15 protein-coding genes are annotated in these 23,047 nt (G+C 73.7%); 14 read left to right on the top strand and 1 reads right to left on the bottom strand.

Annotation, left to right across the window (positions count from 1 at the left end; genetic code table 11):
- Positions 1-117: 117 nt before the first annotated feature.
- The 8 genes from GWJ10_RS07500 (at position 118) to GWJ10_RS07465 (ending at position 13,126) form a co-directional block, all read left to right on the top strand.
- On the top strand, positions 118-831 hold the full coding sequence (locus tag GWJ10_RS07500) for a LytTR family DNA-binding domain-containing protein (protein WP_031317155.1): 714 nt from the start codon (positions 118-120) through the stop codon (positions 829-831).
- Positions 828-2,210 carry a GHKL domain-containing protein gene (locus GWJ10_RS07495; RefSeq protein WP_163186567.1) on the top strand — a complete coding sequence of 461 codons (1,383 nt, stop codon included), beginning with the start codon at positions 828-830 and terminating at the stop codon, positions 2,208-2,210. Before GWJ10_RS07500 ends, GWJ10_RS07495 begins: the two co-directional genes overlap by 4 nt.
- A gap of 344 nt (positions 2,211-2,554) precedes the next feature.
- Positions 2,555-4,954, top strand: coding sequence for a glycoside hydrolase family 3 N-terminal domain-containing protein (locus GWJ10_RS07490; protein WP_163186565.1), 2,400 nt, complete (start codon positions 2,555-2,557; stop codon positions 4,952-4,954).
- 128 nt (positions 4,955-5,082) lie between these two features.
- Complete coding sequence (locus GWJ10_RS07485; RefSeq protein WP_021482261.1) at positions 5,083-5,499, top strand: hypothetical protein; 417 nt, start codon at positions 5,083-5,085, stop codon at positions 5,497-5,499.
- A 198-nt stretch (positions 5,500-5,697) separates the two neighbouring features.
- A complete protein-coding gene (locus GWJ10_RS07480; protein WP_241005705.1) occupies positions 5,698-8,691 on the top strand; it encodes a glycoside hydrolase family 3 C-terminal domain-containing protein in 2,994 nt (997 codons plus the stop codon).
- Between the two features lie 245 nt (positions 8,692-8,936).
- On the top strand, positions 8,937-11,426 hold the full coding sequence (locus GWJ10_RS07475) for a glycoside hydrolase family 3 C-terminal domain-containing protein (RefSeq protein WP_163186564.1): 2,490 nt from the start codon (positions 8,937-8,939) through the stop codon (positions 11,424-11,426).
- A gap of 21 nt (positions 11,427-11,447) precedes the next feature.
- Positions 11,448-12,086, top strand: a complete 639-nt coding sequence (locus GWJ10_RS07470) for a hypothetical protein (protein WP_163186562.1) — start codon at positions 11,448-11,450, stop codon at positions 12,084-12,086.
- Positions 12,083-13,126 (top strand): glycosyltransferase family 2 protein, encoded by a 1,044-nt coding sequence (locus GWJ10_RS07465; protein ID WP_021482550.1) that lies wholly within the window; start codon positions 12,083-12,085, stop codon positions 13,124-13,126. The genes GWJ10_RS07470 and GWJ10_RS07465 overlap by 4 nt, the downstream gene beginning before the upstream one ends.
- Positions 13,127-13,135: 9 nt before the next feature.
- Here the strand turns inward: GWJ10_RS07465 and GWJ10_RS07460 are convergent, their stop codons facing one another.
- The gene (locus tag GWJ10_RS07460) at positions 13,136-13,612 is read right to left on the bottom strand and encodes an Lrp/AsnC family transcriptional regulator (RefSeq protein WP_021482549.1); all 477 of its coding nucleotides are present in this window, start codon (positions 13,610-13,612) and stop codon (positions 13,136-13,138) included.
- A gap of 142 nt (positions 13,613-13,754) precedes the next feature.
- Between GWJ10_RS07460 and GWJ10_RS07455 the strand changes: the two genes are divergently transcribed.
- The 6 genes from GWJ10_RS07455 to GWJ10_RS07430 are packed head-to-tail and all read left to right on the top strand — an operon-like array spanning position 13,755 to position 23,021.
- On the top strand, positions 13,755-15,068 hold the full coding sequence (locus tag GWJ10_RS07455; RefSeq protein ID WP_163186560.1) for a thiamine pyrophosphate-dependent dehydrogenase E1 component subunit alpha: 1,314 nt from the start codon (positions 13,755-13,757) through the stop codon (positions 15,066-15,068).
- Positions 15,065-16,093, top strand: a complete 1,029-nt coding sequence (locus GWJ10_RS07450; protein ID WP_163186558.1) for an alpha-ketoacid dehydrogenase subunit beta — start codon at positions 15,065-15,067, stop codon at positions 16,091-16,093. Before GWJ10_RS07455 ends, GWJ10_RS07450 begins: the two co-directional genes overlap by 4 nt.
- On the top strand, positions 16,090-17,781 hold the full coding sequence (locus GWJ10_RS07445) for a dihydrolipoamide acetyltransferase family protein (RefSeq protein ID WP_163186556.1): 1,692 nt from the start codon (positions 16,090-16,092) through the stop codon (positions 17,779-17,781). The genes GWJ10_RS07450 and GWJ10_RS07445 overlap by 4 nt, the downstream gene beginning before the upstream one ends.
- Positions 17,778-19,418: a carboxyl transferase domain-containing protein gene (locus GWJ10_RS07440; protein WP_061267073.1), complete on the top strand. Its 1,641-nt coding sequence runs from the start codon at positions 17,778-17,780 to the stop codon at positions 19,416-19,418. The genes GWJ10_RS07445 and GWJ10_RS07440 overlap by 4 nt, the downstream gene beginning before the upstream one ends.
- Positions 19,419-19,422: 4 nt before the next feature.
- Complete coding sequence (locus tag GWJ10_RS07435; protein ID WP_163186554.1) at positions 19,423-21,849, top strand: biotin carboxylase N-terminal domain-containing protein; 2,427 nt, start codon at positions 19,423-19,425, stop codon at positions 21,847-21,849.
- Positions 21,846-23,021 (top strand): acyl-CoA dehydrogenase family protein, encoded by a 1,176-nt coding sequence (locus tag GWJ10_RS07430; protein ID WP_163186552.1) that lies wholly within the window; start codon positions 21,846-21,848, stop codon positions 23,019-23,021. Before GWJ10_RS07435 ends, GWJ10_RS07430 begins: the two co-directional genes overlap by 4 nt.
- Positions 23,022-23,047 lie beyond the last annotated feature (26 nt).

The raw sequence follows: 23,047 nt of genomic DNA, 5'->3' as shown, positions 1-23,047 counted from the left end.
CCGCCGCACGACGGCGGGCTCATCGGCAACGTAGGCGGGGGCGAGGCCGCGACGGCACACGGAGGTGTCCGGTCGTCGGGCCACGCCCCGGGGGCGCAGTCCCTGGAGAACGGCATCGTGATCAGGATCGGCATCGTGGAGGACGACCCCGCGAGCAGCGCGCTGCTCGTGGAGTACCTGCGACGCTACGAGCAGGAGCACGGCGAGCAGTTCGCCGTCGCGCTCTTCGCCGACGGCGAGCAGGTGGTCACCGGGTATCGGCCGGACTTCGACATCCTGCTGCTCGACGTCGAGATGCCGAACCTCGACGGCTTCAGCGCCGCCCGCCGCATCCGCCAGGTCGACGCGGACGTCGTCCTGATCTTCATCACCAACATGACCCAGCACGCGATCAAGGGGTACGAGGTCGACGCGCTGAGCTACATGCTCAAGCCGCTGCGGTACTTCGCGTTCTCCCAGGAGCTCAAGCGGTCCGTCGCCCGGCTCCGACGGCGGTCGGCCGACTACCTCCTGCTCGCGGTCGACGGCGGCCTGGCCCGCGTCGCGACGGACGACATCGTCTTCCTCGAGAGCGCGAAGCACCGCACCACCGTGCACACGGTGGACGGGAGGCACTCCGTCGTCGGGCCGCTCAAGGCGCTCGAGGCCCAGCTGGAGGGCCGGGACTTCTTCCGGAGCAACAGCGGCTACCTCGTGAACCTGCGGCACGTGCTCGCGGTCCAGGGCAGCAGCGTGCTCCTGGTCGGCGGGCACGACCTGCTCATCAGCCGGGCGCGGAAGAAGGCGTTCCTCGCAGCCCTCACCGACTACCTCGGGGCACGACGGGCATGAGCGCCGCGACCGACCTCATGGCGACCCTGCCCGACATCCCGCGCGCGCTGACCGGCCTCGCGGAGTGGCTCGCGTGCCTGGTCTACGTGCTCCTGCGCCGACCCCGCCTGCCGCGGGCCCGGCTCGTGGCGCTCGCCGTCGCCGCCCTCGCCGCGCAGGTCGGGGTGCAGGCGCTCGCCGACCTGCTGCCGCGCCAGCTGTGGACCGTCGGGATGGCCGCCGCGGTCGCGTGCATGTACGGGTTCATCGTCGCGGCGGCGCGCGTCTCGGCGCGCGACGCGGGGTACTTCGCGGCGCGCGCGCTCGTGCTCGCCGAGCTCGTGGCGGCGCTGCACTGGCAGGTCCACTGCTTCTTCTTCCTGCCCGACGGCCGACCCGGCACGGCCTGGCAGGTCGCGTTCTTCGTCCTCGTGTACGCGGTGGGGTACGGGGTCGCGTACGTCGTCGAGTCCCGCCACTTCCGCCCCGACCAGGAGCTCGACGTCACGGTCGGCGAGCTCGCGTCGGCGGTCGCGATCGCGCTCGTCACGTTCTTCATGAGCAACATCAGCTTCCTCAACGCGAACACGCCGTTCAGCGGACGCCTCGGGCTCGAGATCTTCTACATCCGCACGCTCGTCGACCTGTGCGGGTTCGTCGCCCTCTACGCCCAGCAGGGCCAGCGGCTCCAGCACCAGGCGCGGTCCGAGGTGCGCGCCATCGACGAGATGCTGCGCCGGCAGCACGAGCAGTACCTGCAGTCGAAGCGGAACATGCAGATCGTCCACCGCAAGTACCACGACCTCAAGCACCAGATCGGGGTGATCCGCGCCGAGGCGGACCCGGGCCGGCGCGCGTCCTACCTCGACCACCTGGAGGCCAGCATCTCCGGCCACGCCCGGCAGGCCGACACCGGCAACGGCGTGCTCGACGTGATCCTCACGACCAAGAGCCAGGAGTGCGCGGAGCGGGACATCGACCTCACGTGCGTGGTCGACGGCGCCCTGCTCGACTTCATGTCCGCGATGGACGTCGCCGCGGTGTTCGGCAACGCCCTGGACAACGCGATCGACGGCGTCATGGCCGTCCCCGACCCGGAACGGCGGATCATCAAGGTCGCGGTCTACGCGCGCGACCGCTTCGTGCTGCTCACGGTCGAGAACTACTTCTCCGGCGAGCTCCGCACCGAGGGCGGGGACATCGTCACCCGGCGTGCCGACCGCACCCGGCACGGGTACGGGCTCAAGTCCATCCGGTACACCGCGGAGAAGTACGGCGGGTCGATGACCGTGAACACCGAGGACCGCTGGTTCCTCCTGCGAGTCCTGCTGCCCATGCCGGAGGACCGCGCGCCCACGGGCTCGCCGCGGCAGGCGGCGTCGGCCACGCACCCGGCGTAGACCCGCGCCCTGCGGCCACGGACCCGGCCGGGGTCACGGGCCGCCGCGCGGCCACGGACCGCCGCGCCGGAGGCCGCCGGACGACCCCTCCGGGCGGGACCTGCGACCCGCCCACCGTGACCCGGCCGTGACCTCGGCGACCGTTCGTGGACGCAAAGCGACGGTTCGTGCACCCGGCCGCCCTCGCCGTCGCCCGCGTCCATAGCGTGACGGCGCGGCTCAGGGACCACGACGTCCCGGGCCTCGACGGGTTCGCAGAGCTCGCTGCGCCACGCACGCGCCTCCGGGTGGGTCGCCGGGGTCGGTGCGGAGCGGGTGGGCGCGGAGACGACAAGGGAAGGTCGATGAAGACAACGACAACGGCGGGACACCGCGACAACCGGGCGGGCCGCGTCAAGGGAGCGGCGGCGCTCGCGAGCCTCGCGCTCGTGGCCGCGGCGGGTTGCACGGCGGGCACCACGGACGACGAGAGCGCGGCCGACGCGTTCACGACCCGGGAGGTCACGGACGGGACCACGTCCTTCGTGGTCGTCGACAACCCGGGCGACGGGCCCACGCTCTCCTACGGCAAGGACAGCGCGGTCGAGCTCCTCACCGAGGAGGTCGACGGCCAGGAGTTCGCGTTCAAGGACATGAACGCGAACGGGACGCTCGACACGTGGGAGGACTGGCGCGAGCCGGCCGAGGAGCGCGCGGCGGCCCTCGCCGAGGAGCTCACGATCGAGCAGATCGCGGGGCTCATGCTCTTCAGCTCGCACGAGCGGTCGCAGGCCGACGGCCTCACGGACGCCCAGAAGGAGTACCTGACGGACTCCCACCTGCGCAACGTCCTGCACGCGGGCCCGAGCGACGTCGAGGCGACCGTCACGTGGGCCAACGAGATGCAGGCCTACGCCGAGTCGCTCGCGACCGCGGACGAGCCCTACGTCCCGGTGAACTTCGCCTCCGACCCGCGCTCGACCGCGGGCTCCGGCGGCTACAACGCCGAGGGCGCCGACATCTCGCGGTGGCCGTCGAACCTCGGCCTCGCGGCGACGTTCGACGTCGAGCACATGGACAACTTCGCCGAGATGTCCTCCGCGGAGTACCGCGCGCTGGGCATCACGACGGCCCTCAGCCCGCAGATCGACCTCGCGACCGAGCCGCGGTGGCTGCGCGTCGGCGGCACGTTCGGCGAGGACGTCGAGCAGAACACGGAGCTGGCCGCCGCCTACGTGGACGGCTACCAGAGCACGAGCGGCCAGGACGGCTGGGGCCCCGAGTCCGTCAACGCGATGATCAAGCACTGGGCGGGCGACGGCCCCGGCGAGGGCGGCCGCGAGGCCCACACCGACGCCGGCAAGTACGGCGTCTACCCGGGCGGCAACTTCGACGCGCACACCGAGGCGTTCCTCGGGTCGCTCGACTCCGCGGCCGTCATGTCGGCGTACTCGATCGCGCTCGACGGCGCGGGCGAGCCGCTGTTCGGCGAGCGCGTCGGCACGGCGTACGACGACACGCGCATGAACCTGCTCCGCGAGGAGAACGGCTACCAGGGCGTCGTCGTCACCGACTGGGGCGTCACGACCGGGATGAACGACGAGGGCGCGGTCATCGCGACCGGCTGGGGCGCCGAGGACCTCACCAAGGAGCAGCGCCACTACGAGATCCTCAAGACCGGGCACGACATGTTCGGCGGCAACAACGACGTCGCGCCGGTCCTCGCGGCCCACGAGATGTGGCAGGCCGACTTCGAGGCCGGCACGAACGACGTCGACGCCGACACGCGCTTCCGCGAGTCGGGCGCGCGCATCCTCACGATGCTCTTCAACCCGGGCCTGTACGAGAACGCGTACCTGGACCTCGACGAGTCCACGTCGATCCTGGCGAGCGACGACAAGGTCGACGCGGGCTACGCGGCACAGCTCGACTCCGTGGTCCTGCTGAAGAACGACGGCGAGACCGTCACCGCCGCGGACGCCGAGGCGTGGAAGGACAAGACCGTCTACATCCCGCGCAGCTACAACACCGGCTTCGCGAGCTCGTTCGGTCCGGGCGAGTACACCGAGGGCGCCGGGATCGACCTCGAGGTCGCCGAGCAGTACTTCGGCACCGTGCTCACCGACGAGGCCGTCACGGACGCCGACGACAAGGTCACGAGCTACACCGCTCCCGACCTGTCGGACGTCGACCTCGTGCTCGTCGGCATGGACAGCCCGGACAACGGCGGCACGTTCTCGAACATCGGGCACGACCTCGAGAACGACACCTGGTACCCGCTGTCGCTGCAGTACCGCCCGTACACCGCGGACGGCCCGAACGTGCGCCAGACCTCCATCTCCGGCGACCTGCTCCCGGACGGCACGCGCCAGAACCGCTCGTACTTCGGGAGCACGTCGAAGATCGCGAACGAGTCGGACCTCGACGCGTTCGAGCGGGCCGTGGCGGCCGTCGAGGCGACCGGCAAGGACATCCCGGTCGTCACCGTCCTCAAGGCGACCAACCCGGTCGTCCCGGCCGAGTTCGAGGCCGCGTCCGACGCGATCGTCGTCGGCTTCGGCACGAGCGACCAGGCGCTCCTCGAGGTCGTGCTCGGCCTCCACGAGCCCCAGGGCCGCCTGCCCGTCCAGCTCCCGAAGGACATGGACACGGTCGAGGCGCAGCAGGAGGACGTCGCGAAGGACATGACGCCCTACACCGACGCCGCGGGCAACGCCTACGACTACGGCTTCGGGCTGAGCTACGGCGGGCCGATCACGGACTGACGGACCGCACGGGCGGGCGGTCGCACGAGCGGCCGCCCGCCCGGGGCGGACGGCGCCCGTCCGGCGCCGTCCGACCCCGACCAGGCCGCGGGGTGGGCCCGCGGCACGAACGAACCAAGGAGCAGGAAGTGAAGCGGAACAAGGCGCTGACCACGGGGATCGGGCTGCTCGTCGCCGTCACGGGGGCCTTCGGGCTGACGGCGTGCGGGAGCGGCGACGACTCCGCCGCCGGGCCGTCGTCGTCCGAGAGTCAGGCGACCGACGTCGACGTGGCGACCGACCTCGAGAACGCGCGCACGGCGGTCGCCGACGCGCTCGCGGAGGACGACAGCTGGGCGCAGATCATGCTCGCCAGCGACGTCAAGGAGCCGACGGTCAAGTACGGCCTCCTCGTGGTGCCGTTCGTCCCCTCCGACGCCGCCTCGCGCGTCCAGGGCACGGTCGACATCAAGGACGGGAAGTACACGATCGAGGCCGACTCCGCCGAGACCGGCGAGACGTGGCAGATCGACCAGGACGGCACCATCACCCCGGCCGGGGAGTAGCCGCACCGCTCCCCGCCGTCCGCCTCCCCGCCCGCCTCGCCGGGCGGACGGCGAGGCGGACGGCGGGGGCACCGGACGGCACGGGTCGAGCACGGACGACCGTCCGTGCCGCAGAAACGACCGATCGTGCAGCCGCGGCGGGCGGCGCCGTACCCCGCTCCTAGCCTGAGGAACGGGCCGCACTCGAGGAGGAATGCAGTGAACGCCAGGGCGAAGAACGCCGACGGTGCCAGGACACCGATGTCGAACAAGAAGTTCCTGTGGATCTGGGTCCCCGTGCTCGCGACGGTGACCGTGCTCGTCGTCGTCGCGAACGTCGCGCTCAACGTCGCAGGCGGCTGGGTCGCGTCCCAGCTCGGGTCCGGCACCTACACGTTCACCAACTCCGAGGAGTCCTCGGGCTGGGACACCGCGTACTACACGGCCGAGCACGACAGCCAGGAGTCCGTCGACGAGGCCGCGAAGGCTCTCGTCGAGGAGATCGCGGCCGGCGGCATCGTCCTCGCGAAGAACGAGGCCGGCGCGCTGCCCCTGACGCCCGACGCCCGCGTGACCATGCTGGGCCGCGCGTCCGCGGACCCGGTGTTCGGCGGCTCGGGCTCCGGCTCGGTCGACACGAACTCGGCCGTGACCGTCCGCGGGGGCCTCGAGAACGCGGGCCTCACGGTCAACGACGAGGTCTACGCCACGATCGAGGCGTTCGCGGCGGAGAACCCGCGCGGCCACATCGAGATGGACAACCCCGACGCGTCGAGCTACACCGTCGGCGAGCTGCCCGTCGGCGACTACGAGGCCCGGTCCGGGACGTTCGCCGAGTTCGGCGACGCCGCGATCGTCACGATCGGCCGCCCCGGCGGCGAGGGCGGCGACCTCACGCGCGACATGACCGGCTGGGACGACCACGCCGAGCCCGGTCAGCACCAGCTCGAGCTGAACAAGGACGAGAAGGACCTGATCGCGCTCGCGAAGTCGAGCTTCGAGACGGTCGTCGTGGTCGTCAACGCGTCCACGACCCTGGAGCTCGGCGAGCTGCAGGCCGACCCGGAGGTCGACGCGATCCTCCTCGCGGGCTCGCCCGGCGCCACCGGCTTCAACGCCCTGGGGTCGGTCCTCACCGGCGAGGTCAACCCGTCCGGCCGCACGGTCGACGTGTGGGCCGCGGACTTCACGGCCGACCCGACGTTCGCCAACTTCGGGAGCTTCTTCTACTCGAACGTCGAGGCGTCCTACCCCGTCTCGGCGGTCGAGAAGGCGACGTCCAACGCGACGGTCACGAGCAACGCGCCGTTCGTGAACTACAGCGAGGGCATCTACGTCGGGTACCGCTACTACGAGACCGCGGCGGCCGAGGGCTTCATCGACTACGACGACGCGGTGGTCTACCCGTTCGGCTACGGCCTGAGCTACACCGACTTCGCGTGGGCGGTCACGGGCACCGAGGCGGGCGACGTCGACGGGACCGTCGCGGTCACGGTCGAGGTGACGAACACGGGCACGGTCGCCGGCCGCGACGTCGTCGAGCTCTACTACTCGGCGCCGTACACGCCCGGCGGGATCGAGAAGTCCGAGGTCGTCCTCGGCGACTTCGCCAAGACCGGGACGATCGAGCCGGGCGCGAGCGAGACGGTGACCCTCGAGCTCGCCGTCGAGGACATGGCGTCCTACGACCACCTGGGCGCGAAGGCGTACGTCCTGGAGGCGGGCGACTACACGCTCAGCCTGCGCACGGACTCCCACACCCTCGCGGCGGGCACCGAGCCGATCACCTACCCGGTCGCGTCCGACGTCGTGTACACGGGCGAGGAGCACCGCGCGTCGGACCTCGCCGAGGTGACGAACCGGTTCGACGACGTCTCCGCGCGCTTCAGCGCCGACGGCGCGGACGGCACGGTCGTCCCGATGTCCCGCGCCGACTTCGCGGGCACGTTCCCGCAGGCCCCGACGGCCGAGCAGTCGGTCGCGGACGAGGCCACCCAGGAGGGCTTCGCCGCCTGGGACCACGAGGCCGAGGCCGCCGCGTTCGACGGCGAGATGCCGGCGACGGGCGAGCGCTCCGACCTGACGCTCGTCGACCTGCGCGGCCTGCCGAAGGACGACCCGCGGTGGGAGGAGCTGCTCGACTCCCTGACGGTCGGCGACATGACGGACATGCTCCTCAACGGCGCGTACCAGACGGCCGCGATCGCCTCGATCGCCAAGCCGCAGACGGTCGAGCCGGACGGCCCGGCGGGCTTCTCGTCCTTCATCAACTCGTCGATCAACGGCGTCGCCTACCCGTCCGAGGTGCTCATCGCGCAGACGTGGGACGTCGACCTCGGGACCGCGATGGGCACGATGATCGGCGAGGAAGCCCTGCAGAAGGGGCTCAACGGCTGGTACGCGCCCGCGGTGAACCTGCACCGCTCGCCGTTCGGCGGCCGCAACTTCGAGTACTACTCGGAGGACCCGCTCCTCTCGGGCCGGATGGCCGCCGCCGTGTCGAACGGCGCGGCGAGCAAGGGCGTCTACACGATGCTCAAGCACTTCGCGCTCAACGAGCAGGAGACGAACCGCGTCGACAACGGCCCCGCGACCTGGGCGACCGAGCAGACGATCCGCGAGATCTACCTCAAGCCGTTCGAGCTCGCGATCAAGGACGTCTCCCTGGACGTCCGCTACATCGCGGACGACGAGGGCACGATCGAGGAGACGACGGTCGGGGCGCTCGGCATCATGAGCTCGTTCAACCGCATCGGCGCGACGTGGACGGGCGGCTCGAAGCCGCTCATGACGGACGTGCTGCGCGGGGAGTGGGGCTTCGAGGGCTTCGCGATCACGGACTTCAACCTGTACCCGTACATGAACCCCAACGAGGGTCTCGACGGGGGCACGGACCTGACGCTCACCTTCCAGCCGTCGAAGTCGTTCGGCGACACGACGTCCGCGAAGGCCGTCACCGACATCCGGAACGCGACCCACAACATCCTGTTCACGGTGGCCAACTCGAACGCCATGAACGGGCTCGCCCCCGGCGCGACGGTCACCTACACACCGCCCACCTGGGTCTACGTCCAGATCGGCGTGTCGGTCCTGCTCGGGCTGCTCGTCCTGGTCGGCGCCTTCCTCGTGGTCCGGCGCGTCCGCCGGCACCGGTCGGCGGCCGAGGAGGTCGCCGCACCCGCCTCCGAGCCGGCGGTCCCCGCCGCCCGGTAGCCGGTGACCACGGGCCTCCCGGGCGGGCGACCGCCCGGGAGGCCCGGCACCCGGCGCCGTCGGGCCGGTGGCGCCCACCACCGCCGGCCCGACGCCGGGGCCCGGACCGCCGTCCGGCACCGGGCCCCCGCCCCGCACGTCCGACCAGCCGCCGTCCGCGGCGCACCGCCGACGGCCGGCCCCGGCCTGCCCGGGGCCGCCCCGACGCACCCCGCACGACCCGACGACCACGCAAGGAGAGCACCGTGCAGCTCCACGGCGAGACCACCGCCGCGGCCGGCGAGACGGCCGCGGCCCCGGGGCCGACGACCGCCGTCGTCCCGACCGCGAGCCTGACGCTCCTGGAGAAGGCGGCCCTGCTGACGGGGAAGACCGTGTGGGAGACGCACGACCTCCCGCGGCTCGGCGTCCGCTCCCTCTGGCTGGCCGACGGCCCGCACGGCGTCCGCAAGCAGCTCGGGGCGGCCGACCACCTCGGCATCGCGGCCTCGCAGGAGGCCACGTGCTTCCCGACGGCGGCCGCCGTGGCGAACACGTGGGACGTCGAGCTGGCGGAGCGCGTGGGCTCCGCGCTCGGCGCCGAGGCCGCGGCGCAGGACGTGGACGTGCTGCTCGGCCCGGGCCTCAACATCAAGCGGTCGCCGCTCGGCGGGCGCAACTTCGAGTACTTCTCCGAGGACCCGCTGCTCGCGGGCCGGATGGCCGCCGGCTACGTGCGCGGGATCCAGTCCCACGGCGTCGCCGCGTGCCCCAAGCACTTCGCGGTGAACTCCCAGGAGCTGCGTCGCATGGTCTCGGACTCCGTGGTCGACGAGCGCACGCTCCGGGAGGTCTACCTCTCGGCGTTCGGGATCGTCGTCGCGGAGGCCCGGCCCCGGACGGTCATGTCGTCGTACAACCTCGTCAACGGCGTCTACGCCCACGAGGACCCGTTCCTCCTCACCCAGGTCCTGCGCCGGGAGTGGGGGTTCGACGGCGCCGTCGTCTCCGACTGGGGCGGCTCGAACGACGTCGTCGCCGCCGCGGCGGCCGGTGGCACCCTCGAGATGCCGGCGGCCGGCCTGGGCTCGGCGCGCCGGCTCGTCGACGCCGTGCGGTCGGGCCGCCTCGACGCGGCCGACCTCGACGCGCGCGCCGAGGAGGTGCTGCGGCTCGTCGCCGCGGCCCGCGAGCCGGGCACCGCCCCGGCCGTCGACGCCGACGCCCACCACGCGCTCGCCCGCGAGGTCGCGGCGCGCTCGGCGGTGCTGCTCAAGAACGAGGACGCGATCCTGCCGCTCGCGGCGGGGACCAGGGTCGCGGTCGTCGGCGACTTCGCGCGCACCCCGCGCTACCAGGGCTCCGGGTCGTCTGCGGTCAACCCGACGCGCCTCGACAGCGTGCTCGACGTGATCGACGGCTCGGGGCTCGAGCTGACGACGTTCGCCCCCGGCTTCCGTCGGGACGGCACGCCCGACGCCGCGCTGCGCGAGGAGGCGGTCGCGGCCGCGCAGGGCGCGGACGCGGTGCTGCTGTTCCTCGGCCTCGACGAGATCGCCGAGTCGGAGGGCCTGGACCGCACGACGCTCGCGCTGCACCCGGCGCAGGTCGAGGTGCTCGAGGCCGTGGCCGCGGTCAACCCCGCGACCGTCGTGGTCCTCGCGGGCGGGGGCGCGATCTCCACCCCGTGGCTCGGCGCGGCTCGCGCGCTCGTGCACAGCTACCTCGGGGGGCAGGCCGGGGCCGGGGGCGTCCTCGACGTGCTCACCGGCGCCGTCAACCCGTCGGGACGGCTCGCCGAGACGCTGCCCGTGCGGCTCGCGGACACCCCGACCGCCGCGTCGTTCCCCGCGACCGGGCGCACCGCCGTCTACCGCGAGGGCCTGTACGTCGGCTACCGGTACTACACGAGCGCGGACGTCCCGGTCGCGTTCCCCTTCGGGTTCGGGCTGTCGTACACGACGTTCGCGCACTCCGACCTCGTGGTCGACGCGGACGCGGGAGCCGTCGGCGTGACGGTCACGGTCACCAACACCGGGCCCGTCGCGGGGGCGGACGTCGTGCAGGTGTACGTGCGCCGCGAGACGCCGGGCGTCCACCGCCCGGACCGCGCGCTCGCGGGGTTCGCGCGCGTCGAGCTCGACCCGGGCGAGTCGCGCACGGTCACCGTGGCCCTCGGGGACGCGGCGTTCCGGCACTGGGACGTGGCGACCGGGGCGTGGCAGGTCGAGCAGGGTGCCTGGTCGGTGCTCGTCGGCTCCCACGTCGACGACCTCCCGCTGCGTGCGACGGTCGAGCTCGACGGCACGGTGCCTCCGCGCACCGAGGACGACCTGCCCGAGCCGTACCGCACCGGACGCGTCCACGACGTGTCGGACGCGCAGTTCGCGGCGCTCCTCGGCCGGCCGGTCCCGACCGCGGCGTGGTCCGGGGTGCTCGGCGTGAACGACCCGCTCTCGCGCCTCGCCGACGCGCGCTCGCCCCTGGCCCGGCTCGCGTTCCGCGTCCTGTCCTGGCGGCGCGACGCGGCCGACCGCAAGGGTGCGCCGGACCTCAACGTCCTCTTCCTGCTCAACATGCCGTTCCGAGCCATCGGGAAGATGACCGGCGGCATGGTCGACGACGCGATGGTCGACGGCATCGTCCGCATCGTCAACGGCCACTTCTTCCGCGGCACCGGCGCCGTCGTGCGCGGGTTCGTCCGCAACCGCCGTGCCGACCGTCGTACCGCCCGCACGCTGCGCGGCGACGCCTGACCCGCTCGAAAGGGAACACCCATGCTCACCCGCCTCCGCGACGCCTGGCGCCGGTTCTCCGAGAAGCGCCCCGGGACCGCGCAGTTCGTCGTGTTCTTCGTGCTGAGCAACGGCATCACCGTGCTGCAGCTCGCGCTCATGCCCCTCATCAAGTGGGTCTTCGGCATGACCGCCCTGGTGGACGTGGCGTTCCAGGTCTGGCCGGTCGGGACGAACCCGGACGGGTCGGCCTACTACGTCTTCGACTACGCCGCCGGTCCGCTCCCGGGCGGCGGCGGGGGGCTGGCATACTTCCTCGCCGTGCAGATCACCTTGCTGGTGGCGCAGGTGATCAACTTCTTCGCTCAGCGCACCATCACGTTCAAGTCGAACTCGTCGGTCGCGAAGGCCGCGCTCTGGTACACGATCGCGTACGTCGTCATCTCGATCGCGGCGGCCGCCGCGCAGGGCCTGTACAAGACGCCGATCTACGAGCTGTTCATCGACACGTGGGGCCTGGGCGGCGCCGGCGAGACCCTCGCGGACTTCACGACGATGATCATCAACGCCGCGATCTCGTTCTGGGTGTTCTTCCCGATCTTCAAGGTCATCTTCAAGCAGGTGCCCGAGACGCCGGCCGCGCCGGAAGCGGAGCACGCCGGAGAGGTGCGTGCGTCGTGACCCCGCTCCTGACCGTCGTGGTCCCGGCGTACAACGCCGAGCCGTACCTGGCGCGCGCCCTCGACTCGCTCGTCGGGTTCGGTCCCGAGGTGGAGGTGCTCGTCGTCGACGACGGCTCCACCGACGGGACGGCGGCGCTCGCCCAGGGCTACGCGGACCGGTACCCGGGCGAGGTGCACGTGCTGCGCAAGGCCAACGGCGGGCACGGGTCGGCGATCAACACCGGCCTCGACCACGCGCGCGGGGAGTACCTCAAGGTCGTGGACGCCGACGACTGGGTGGACCGCGCCGCGCTCGCCCAGGTGCTCACGACGCTGCGCGGGTTCGTGCGCCGGTTCGTGGACGCCGGCACCCCCGGCGGGGAGCCCGTCGACCTGCTGGTGAGCAACTTCGTGTACGAGAAGGTCGGCAAGCGCGTGAAGACGGCCGTCCGGTACCGCGGCGCGCTGCCGCGCGGACGCGTGCTCACGTGGTCGCAGACCCGCCGCTTCGCCAAGCGCCAGTACATGATGATGCACGCCCTCATGTACCGGACCCAGGTGCTGCGCGACGCGGGCCTGCGGCTCCCCGAGCACACGTTCTACGTGGACAACCTGTACGCGCTGGTGCCGCTCGCGCACGTGCGCACGCTGTACTACCTCGACGTCGACCTCTACCGGTACTTCATCGGCCGCGAGGACCAGTCCGTGCACGAGGCGGTCATGCTCAAGCGGCTCGACCAGCAGCTCCGCGTCAACTGGCTCATGCTCGAGCACGTCTCCCGGACCCCGGTGACCGACCGGCGCCTGCGCCGCTACCTGCTCCACTACGTGGAGATCATCTGCGCGGTGTCGTCGATCCTGCTCGTGCGCGCGGGGACGCCCGCGTGCCTCGTGGAGAAGGAGCGGCTCTGGTCGCGCCTGCGCGCCCAGGACCCCCAGCTCTACCACCAGGTGCGCTGGTCGGGCCTCGGGCAGATCGCCAACCTCCCCGGTCCGGCGGGACGGCGCGTGACCGTCCTGGCCTACCGGGTCGCGCAGCGCGCGATCGGCTTCAGCTGACCGTCCCCGTCAGCGCGGGCCGCGGCGCTGCTTCTCGATGAGCGGCCGCAGCCGGTAGGGGATGAGCTCGCCCATGGAGAGCGACGTCTCGGTGCGCTCGACGCCGTCGATCGCGAGGATCGCGGCGTCGATGCGGAACAGGTGGTCCGTGTCGCGGCACGCGACGGTGACGCGCAGGTCCGCGGTGCCGCTGCGCCCGAACGCCTGCACGACCTCGGGGATGCGCGCGAGGTCGTCGACGATGCGCGCGAGCTCCTTCTGCCGGAGCTGCACCTCGACGAACGCCGTGAGGGGGTGTCCCAGCACGTGCGGGTCGATGCGCCGGTCGAGGTCGAGGAACGCGCCCTCGGCCTCGAGGCGTGCGAGCCGCGCGGCGACCGTGTTGCGGGAGAGCCGCAGCCGGTCGGCGAGCGCGACGATCGTGGCCCGCGGGTCGTCGGCGAGCGCGAGCAGGAGGTCGAGGTCGACAGCGTCGGCGCTGTGCATGGTGCCCACCCTAACCGAGTGACAGCGGTCACAGTGCACGGTGCGTCAGGCGTCGGTGGAGCCATGTGCGTGACGCGGGTTACGTTCCCCCTACCTCGGTCCTCGACGGAGAGGACCGGCTCCCCGAGGTGAGGTGGCGACGATGCCCAGCGAACCTGCGGTGCGGACCGGACCGACGGCGGCGACCCCGCCGAAGGCGTACGACGGTCACCGGGCGGCAACCCCGCGCGACGCACGAGCAGACCGGAAGAACGTGGTGCGCGACGTGCGCAAGGACGCGCCGCGGCAGGACCCGCCCGACCCGAGCCCCGGGTCGACGCCGACCCTGCGCGTGCTCGACGAGGACGGCACCCGCCACCGCGACCCGGACCTGGACCGGTGGCTCGCGGACCTCGACCCGACGGCGCCCGACGACGCCGCGCGCGCGTCGGCCCGGTCGGCGCTGCTGCGGCTCCACGAGGACATGGTCGTGGCGCGTCGCATCGACGCGGAGGCCACGGCGCTCCAGCGGCAGGGCGAGCTCGCGCTCTGGCCGCCGCTCCTCGGCCAGGAGGCGGCGCAGGTCGGCTCGGCACGCGCGCTGCGCGACGACGACTTCGTCTTCTCCTCCTACCGCGAGCACGCCGTCGCGCGGGTGCGCGGCGCGGCGCTCGTCGACCTCGTCCGCGTGTGGCGCGGCGTCGCAGTCTCCGGCTGGGACCCGTACGCGATCGGCATGGCGTCGCCGCAGGTCATCATCGGCGCCCAGGCGCTGCACGCGACGGGCTGGGCGATGGGCGTGCAGAACGACGTCGACGCCGGCCGCGTCGACGCCGCCGCCGGGCTGCCGGTCGGGGTGTCGTACTTCGGCGACGGCGCGATGAGCCAGGGCGACGTGAACGAGGCGTTCGTCTTCGCGTCCACTTACCGCTCGCCGGTGGTGTTCTTCTGCCAGAACAACCAGTGGGCCATCTCCGAGCCGGTCGCGCTCCAGTCGCGCGTCCCGCTCGCGGAGCGCGCCCGCGGGTTCGGCCTGCCGGGCGTGCGCGTCGACGGCAACGACGTCCTCGCCGTGCTCGCCGTGACCCGCGCCGCCCTCGACCGCGCCCGGCACGACGGCGGCCCGACCTTGATCGAGGCCGTCACCTACCGCATGGGCCCGCACACCACGGCCGACGACCCGAAGCGCTACCGCGACGCGGCCGAGGTGGAGGAGTGGACGCGCCGCGACCCGATCGCGCGCTTCGAGGCGTACCTGCGCGCCGTCGGGGTGCTCGACGACGCGGGCGCGGCGCACGTTCAGGAGGTCGCCGACGCGGCGGCCGCCGAGCTGCGCGCCGGGTGCGTCGCGCTCACCGACCCGCCGCCGCTCTCGCTCTTCGACCACGTCTACGCGGAGCCGCACCACGCGCTGGACCGCGAGCGCGCCGAGTACGCGCACTATCTCGCCGGCTTCGACGGGGAGGAGGCACGATGACGACCCTCACGCTCGCGAAGGCGCTCGGCGCCGGGCTGCACCGTGCGATGACCGACGACGACCGCGTGGTCGTCATGGGCGAGGACGTCGGCCGCCTGGGCGGCGTCTACCGCGTGACGGACGGGCTCCAGGCGGAGTTCGGACCGCGGCGCGTGCTCGACACCCCGCTCGCGGAGTCCGGGATCATCGGGACGGCCGTCGGGCTCGCGTACCGCGGCTACCGGCCGGTGTGCGAGATCCAGTTCGACGGCTTCGTGTTCGTCGCGTTCGACCAGATCCTGTCCCAGCTCGCGAAGATGCACGCCCGCACCGGCGGGAAGGTGCGCCTGCCGATCACGATCCGCATCCCTGTGGGCGGCGGCATCGGCGCGGCCGAGCACCACTCGGAGTCGCCCGAGGCGCTGTTCGCGCACACGGCCGGGCTGCGCGTCGTGTCGGTCGCGAACCCCCAGGACGCGTACACCGTGCTCCGTCAGGCCGTCGCGTGCGACGACCCGGTGATCTTCTTCGAGCCCAAGCGGCGCTACCACCTCAAGGGCGAGGTCGACCTCGACCCCGTCGACCCGCCGCCCATGGACCGGGCCCGCGTCGTGCGCGAGGGCCACGACGTCACGCTCGTCACGTGGGGCGGCCTCGTCGGGACCGCGCTCGACGCGGCCGTCGCCGCGTCGGACGACGGCGTCTCCGTCGAGGTGGTCGACCTGCGCTCGCTGTCGCCGATCGACCACGACACCGTCGCGGCGTCGGTCCGCAAGACCGGTCGGGTCGTCGTCACGCACGAGGCCCCGCGCCAGGCCGGGCTCGGCGCGGAGATCGCCGCGACCGTGACGGACCGCTGCTTCGAGTACCTCGAGGCCCCGCCCGTGCGGGTCACGGGCCACGGCATGCCGTACCCGCCCGCGAGGCTCGAGGGCCACTACCTGCCCGACCTCGACCGCATCCTCGACGGCGTCGACCGCGTCCTGGGGCGCGTCGAGCCGTTCGTGCCGTCGTCCGGGCGTCCCGTCGCGGAGGTGGCCCGATGACGGCGCTGCGCGAGTTCCGCCTCCCCGACCTGGGCGAAGGGCTCACCGAGTCCGACATCGTCAGCTGGCACGTCCACGCGGGCGACCGCGTCGAGCTCAACCAGGTCATCGCGGAGGTCGAGACCGCGAAGGCCCTCGTCGACCTCCCGTCCCCGTACGCGGGCGTCGTCGCGTCCCTCCACGCCGAGGAGGGCCAGACGGTGAGCGTCGGCGAGCCGCTGGTCACCTTCGAGGTCGACGACGGCGCGGCCCCCGTGTCCGGCGGCGGTGCCACCCCGGTGACGGACGGCGCCGCGGCGCCCGGGGCCGCCAAGGTCCCGGCTCGGGTGCCCGACGCCGTCCCCGCCCTGGTCGGGGCGGTCGCCGCGGTGGGAGCCGCCCCGGCCGACCCCACCGACGCGCCCGGGTCCGCCGAGGTCCCGGCCCGGGCGCCCGACGCCGTCCCCGCCCTGGTCGGGGCGGTCGCCGCGGTGGGAGCCGCCCCGGCCGACCCCACCGACGCGCCCGAGCCGAACCTCGTCGGCTACGGGGCCCGACCCGACCGGGTCGGGCGGCCCGCGCGTCGACCCCGGCGGGCGGCGACTGAGACCCAGGTTTCAGGGCCCGACGTCGCCGAGGCACCCCGCCGCACCACCGTGACCGGCGAGCGGCCCCGGTCGACACCGCCCGTGCGCGCGCTCGCAAAGAAGCTCGGCGTGCGGATCGACCGGGTCGAAGGCTCCGGCCGCGACGGGCTCATCACGCGCGACGACGTCCTCGCGGCGGTGAGCTGCCACCGCGACGTCGCCCGCCGACCGCGCGACGAGCACCACGCGCACCCCGCGACGTCCGCCGGCCCGGGGGCATCGAGCGGCGAGAAGCGAGAAGTGGCCCCTCCGGACCGCGGCCGCGGGGCCACTTCTCCCCTCTCGGCGCCGGGTGCGGCGACGGGCGTGGCCGCCGACCGCGCGGCCGGCCTCGAGCCGGAGGTCGTGCCCGTGCGGGGCGTGCGCAAGCACACCGCGGCGGCGATGGTGGCGAGCGCGTTCACGGCGCCCCACGCGACGGTGTTCCTCACGGTGGACGTGACGCGGAGCGTCGAGCTCCTGGAGCGGCTGCGCACCCACCGCCTCGCGCGCGGCGCGCGGATCACCGTGCTGGCGCTCGCGGCCCGCGCGCTGTGCCTCGTGCTGCCGCGCCACCCTGCGCTCAACAGCGCGTGGCGCGACCTCCCCGACGGCTCGGCGGAGATCGTGCGGCACCGACGGGTGCACCTGGGGATCGCGGTCGCGACCGACCGGGGCCTCGTCGTGCCGCACGTGCCCGACGCGCAGGCGCTCGACCTGCCCGACCTCGCCGTCGCGCTGACCGACCTCACGACCACCGCGCGCGACGGCCGCACGACGCCCGAGCGCCTGACCGGCGGGACGATCTCGATCACCAACGTCGGGGTGTTCGGCGTCGACGCGGGCACCCCGATCCTCGTCCCCGGCGAGGCGGCGATCCTCGGCCTGGGGGCGGTGCGGCGTCGGCCCTGGGAGCACGACGGCGAGGTCGCGCTGCGCGACGTCGTCACGCTCAGCCTGTCGTTCGACCACCGCGTGGTCGACGGCGAGCAGGGCGCGCGCTTCCTCGCCGACCTGGGCGCGCTGCTGGAGGACCCGGCGCTCGCGCTCCTCGCCGGGAGCCGGCAGGAGGTGGTCGCGTGACCGTCCTGACGAGCGCCGTCGAGCCCGGGTCGGACGCGGCTCGGGCGAACGACGCCGCGCAGCGCGGGCTCGCTCAGGAGCTGCGCGAGCGCACGGCGGACGTCGCGCGCGGCGGCCCGGCGTCGGCGCGCGACCGGCACGTGGCGCGCGGCAAGCTGCTCCCGCGCGACCGCGTCGACCGGCTGCTCGACGAGGGCAGCCCGTTCCTGGAGATCGCACCGCTCGCCGGGTACGGCGTGGACGACGGCGCGTGGCCGGCCGCGGGTGTCGTCGCCGGGATCGGGGTGGTGAGCGGGCGGCAGATCATGGTCGTCTGCAACGACGCGACCGTGAAGGGCGGCACGTACCACCCGCTCACGGTGAAGAAGCACCTGCGGGCGCAGGAGATCGCGCTGGAGAACCGGCTGCCGTGCGTCTACCTCGTCGACTCGGGCGGTGCCTTCCTGCCCCGGCAGGCCGAGGTGTTCCCGGACCGCGACCACTTCGGCCGGATCTTCTACCACCAGGCGCGTCTCTCGGCGGCGGGGATCCCGCAGATCTCCGCGGTGCTCGGGTCGTGCACGGCGGGCGGCGCCTACGTGCCCGCGATGAGCGACGAGACGGTCATCGTGCGCGGGCAGGGCACGATCTTCCTCGGCGGTCCGCCGCTCGTGAAGGCGGCGATCGGCGAGGTCGTCACGGCCGAGGAGCTCGGCGGCGGTGAGCTGCACGCGCGCCGCAGCGGCGTCGTCGACCACCTCGCCGACGACGACGAGGACGCGCTCGACACCGTGCGGCGCATCGTCGCGACGCTCCCGCCCGACCCGGAGCCCGCGTGGGACGTGGCGCCCAGCGAGCCTCCCCGTGTGGCGGGTGCCGCCGTACAGGACCCGGGGGAGGATCTGTACGCCGCCGTCCCGGCCGACGTCCAGGCTCCCTACGACCCCCGCGAGGTCATCGCCCGGCTCGCCGACGGGAGCCGGTTCGACGAGTTCAAGCGCGAGTACGGCGACACGCTCGTCACGGGCTTCGCGCGGATCCACGGGCACCCCGTCGGGATCCTCGCGAACCAGGGTGTGCTGTTCTCGGCGTCCGCGCTCAAGGGGGCGCACTTCGTCGAGCTGTGCGACCAGCGCGGCATCCCGCTGCTGTTCCTGCAGAACATCTCCGGCTTCATGGTCGGCACGGACGCCGAGGCGGGCGGGATCGCGAAGGACGGCGCGAAGATGGTCACGGCCGTCGCGACGACGCGCGTCCCGAAGCTCACGGTGATCGTCGGCGGGTCGTTCGGGGCGGGGAACTACTCGATGTGCGGGCGCGCGTACTCGCCGCGCTTCCTGTGGTCGTGGCCCGCGAGCCGCATCTCCGTGATGGGCGGCCCGCAGGCCGCGTCCGTGCTGTCGACCGTCAAGCGCGACCAGCTCGCGGCGCGCGGCGAGACGTGGGACCCCGACGAGGAGGCCGCGTTCTCCGCCGGCATCCGCGCCGACTACGACGAGCACGGCAGCCCCTACTACGCGACCGCGCGGCTGTGGGACGACGGCGTGATCGACCCCGCCGACACGCGCCGCGTGCTCGGCCTCGCCCTCGGCGTGTGCGCGCGCACGCCCCTCGCCGAGACCTGGACCGGTGACCGGTTCGGCCTCTTCCGGATGTGAGCCGATGACCTCCCGCACCCTCCACGACGCGACCGCCCGCCCGACCGGCGGTCCCGGGTTCCGCACGGTCCTCGTCGCCAACCGCGGCGAGATCGCGTGCCGCGTGATCGGCACGCTGCGCCGCCTCGGCGTGCGGTCCGTCGCCGTCTTCTCCGACGCCGACGCCGACGCGCGCCACGTGCGCGAGGCCGATGTCGCGGTCCGGCTCGGACCGGCGCCTGCGGCGCAGAGCTACCTCGACGTCGACGCCGTCGTCGCGGCGGCCGTCGCGACCGGCGCCGAGGCGGTCCACCCCGGCTACGGCTTCCTCTCGGAGAACCCGGCGCTCGCCCGGGCGTGCGAGCGCGCGGGGATCGCGTTCGTCGGGCCGGGCGTCGACGCGCTCGAGGCGATGGCCGACAAGCTCGCCGCGAAGAGCATCGTCGGCGCGCGGGGCGTGCCCGTCGTGCCCGGGGCGGGCGAGCCGGGCATGTCCGACGACGACCTCCTCGCCGCCGCGGGCGCCGTCGGGTTCCCGCTGCTCGTCAAGCCGTCCGCCGGGGGCGGGGGCAAGGGCATGGTCGTCGTGCGCGCTGAGGCCGACCTGCCCGGCGCCCTCGCGTCCGCGCGCCGGGTCGCCGCGTCGTCGTTCGGCGACGACACGCTCCTGCTCGAACGGCTCGTCGAGGCGCCGCGCCACATCGAGGTGCAGGTGCTCGCCGACACGCACGGGACCGTGGTCCACCTCGGCGAGCGCGAGTGCTCGCTCCAGCGCCGCCACCAGAAGGTGGTCGAGGAGGCGCCGTCGCCGCTCCTCACCGCGGAGCAGCGCGCCCGCATGGGCGAGGCCGCGTGCGAGGTCGCGCGGTCGGTCGGGTACGTCGGCGCCGGGACGGTCGAGTTCCTCGTCCCCGCCGCGAGCCCCGACGAGTTCTTCTTCATCGAGATGAACACGCGCCTCCAGGTCGAGCACCCCGTGACCGAGATGGTCACCGGCCTCGACCTCGTCGCGCTCCAGCTCCGCGTCGCGGCGGGCGAGCCGCTGGGCCTGGCGCAGGACGACGTCGTGCTCCGCGGCCACGCCGTCGAGGCGCGCCTCTACGCCGAGTCGCCCGACCGCGGCTTCCTCCCGGCGACCGGGTCGGTGCTGGTCTACGACGACGGTGGCGTCCCGTCCGGGCCCGGCGCCTCGCCGCTGCGCCTCGACTCCGGGATCTCCGCCGCTGCCGTGGTGGGTGGGCACTACGACCCGATGCTCGCGAAGGCCGTCGCCTGGGGCGAGACACGCGACGAGGCCGTGGAGCGCCTCGACGGCCTGCTCGCGCGGACGGTCGTGCTGGGCGTCGAGACGAACACGGCGTTCCTGCGGTCCCTGCTCGCGGACGACGACGTCCGTGCCGGTCGGCTCGACACCGGCCTGATCGACCGGCTCGTGGCGTCGGGGTCGGATTCGGGGTCGGTGGCCGGGCTTGGCGAAGGGCCGGGGGCCGTGGTCGGGTCCGGCGAGGGGCCGGGGGGTGTGCGCGCCGTCTACCCTCCGCGCCCTCGTTCCTCGGGCGCTCCCGCCAGGCCCGACCACGACAGCGCGCACACCCCCCGACCCCTCGCCTCGGAGGTCGGCTCGCCATCCGACGGCCCGGACTGGGTCGACCTCGTCGCCGCAGCCCTGTTCCTCGTCGAGCAGGCGGTTGCGGCTCGTCCGGAGGGCGGGACGGGCCACAACCGCCTGCTCGGCGGGGGGATCGGGGGGCGGGACGACGATCCCTGGCGGGTGGGGGACGGGTGGCGGCTCAACGGGGGCGCGGCGGCGCGGCGGGTCCTGCTCGTCGATGCGGCCGGGAGCGCGCACGAGGTGCGGGTGTCCGGGGTGGTGGGGGACGCCGTCGTGCACGTGCCGGCAGCCGACGACGGCGCGTGGCCCGGCTCGACGACGCACGCGGCGCGGGCGTCGCTCGTCCGCGACCCCGGGGCCGACGGCGCGTGGTGGCTCACCCTGGACGGTGTCCGGGAGCGCGTGCGGCTCGCCCTCGACGCACCCCCCGCCGACGGGGAGCCCGCGACGGTGTGGGTGTGGCGCGACGGGCGGACCGTCGCCCTGGCCGCCCCGGACCGGGAGCAGCGCGCCGCACGGGCGCGGGCCGACCGCCGTCGGGCACGGGGTGACGCGCCCGGCGCGACCGACCCCGAGGTGCGCGCCGCGATGCCCGGCACGGTCGTCACGGCCGCCGCGGACGGCGAGCCCGTCACCGCGGGGGACGTCCTCGTCACCGTCGAGGCCATGAAGATGGAGCACCCGCTCCTCGCCCCCCACGACGGCGTCGCCGACGTGCGCGTGCGCCCCGGCGACCTCGTGCGCCGGGACCAGGTGGTCGCCGTCGTCCACCCTCACGACTCCGGTGCGGCACAACCCGCCGCCCCGGTCCCGCAACCCGACACCCAGGGAGCATCATGATCGAGGCCGACGTCCTGCTCGACGACGAGCAGCGGAAGCTCAGCCAGGTGGTGCGCGACTTCGCGGACAGCGTCGTCGCCCCCGCCGCCTACCGCTACGACACGGAACGCCGCCTGCCGATGGAGATCATCGCGCAGATGGGGGAGCTCGGGCTGTTCGGGCTGCCGTTCCCGCGCGACGTCGGCGGCCAGGGCCAGGACTACGTGTCGCTGTGCCTCGCCGTCGAGGCGCTCGCGCGCGTCGACCAGTCGATCGCGGTGACGCTCGAGGCCGGGGTCGGGCTCGGGATCGTCCCGCTCTACCGGCACGGCTCGCGCGAGCAGCAGGAGCGGTGGCTGCCCGACCTGCTCGCCGGGCGGACGCTCGCGGCGTTCGGGCTCACCGAGGCCGGTGCCGGGTCCGACGCGGGCGGCACCCGCACGACCGCGCGGCTCGACGGCGACGAGTGGGTGATCGACGGGTCGAAGCAGTTCATCACCAACTCGGGGACGCCCATCACGAGCCTCGTGACGATCACCGCCGTCACGGGCGAGACGGTCAGCCAGGACGGCGAGGTGCGCAAGGAGCTGTCGAGCATCATCGTCCCCGCGGGGACGCCCGGGCTCGAGGTCGGGCCGTCGTACGACAAGGTCGGCTGGCACACCTCGGACACGCACCCCCTCACGCTGACCGGCGTCCGCGTGCCCGCCGGGAACCTGCTCGGCGAGCGCGGCCGCGGGTACGCGAACTTCCTCCGCGCGCTCGACGAGGGCCGCATCGCGTTCGCCGCCCTCGCGACCGGCGCCGCGCAGGGCTGTCTGGAGGAGGCGCTGCGGTACGCGCGCGAGCGCGTCGTGTTCGGGCGGTCGATCGGGGAGAACCAGCACGTCGCGTTCACGCTCGCCCGCATGCAGGCGCGCGTGCACACCGCGCGCCTCGCGTGGCTCGACGCCGCGCAGAAGCTCGTGCGCGGCAAGCCGTTCAAGGCGGAGGCGTCGGTCGCGAAGCTCGTCGGCGGCGAGGCCGCGATGGCGAACGCGCGCGACGCGTCGCAGATCTTCGGCGGCTACGGGTTCCTCAACGAGAACCCCGTCGCGCGGCACTACCGCGACGCGAAGGTGCTCGAGGTCGGCGAGGGCACGACCGAGGTGCAGCTCATGGTCATCGCGAGGAGCCTGGGACTGGACGGCTAGCGGGGGACCGACGCCGACGTCAGGGA

The sequence above is a fragment of the Cellulosimicrobium sp. SL-1 genome, from assembly GCF_011033075.1.
Lineage (GTDB): Bacteria > Actinomycetota > Actinomycetes > Actinomycetales > Cellulomonadaceae > Cellulosimicrobium > Cellulosimicrobium funkei.
This window is presented reverse-complemented; position numbering and strand designations above follow the sequence as displayed.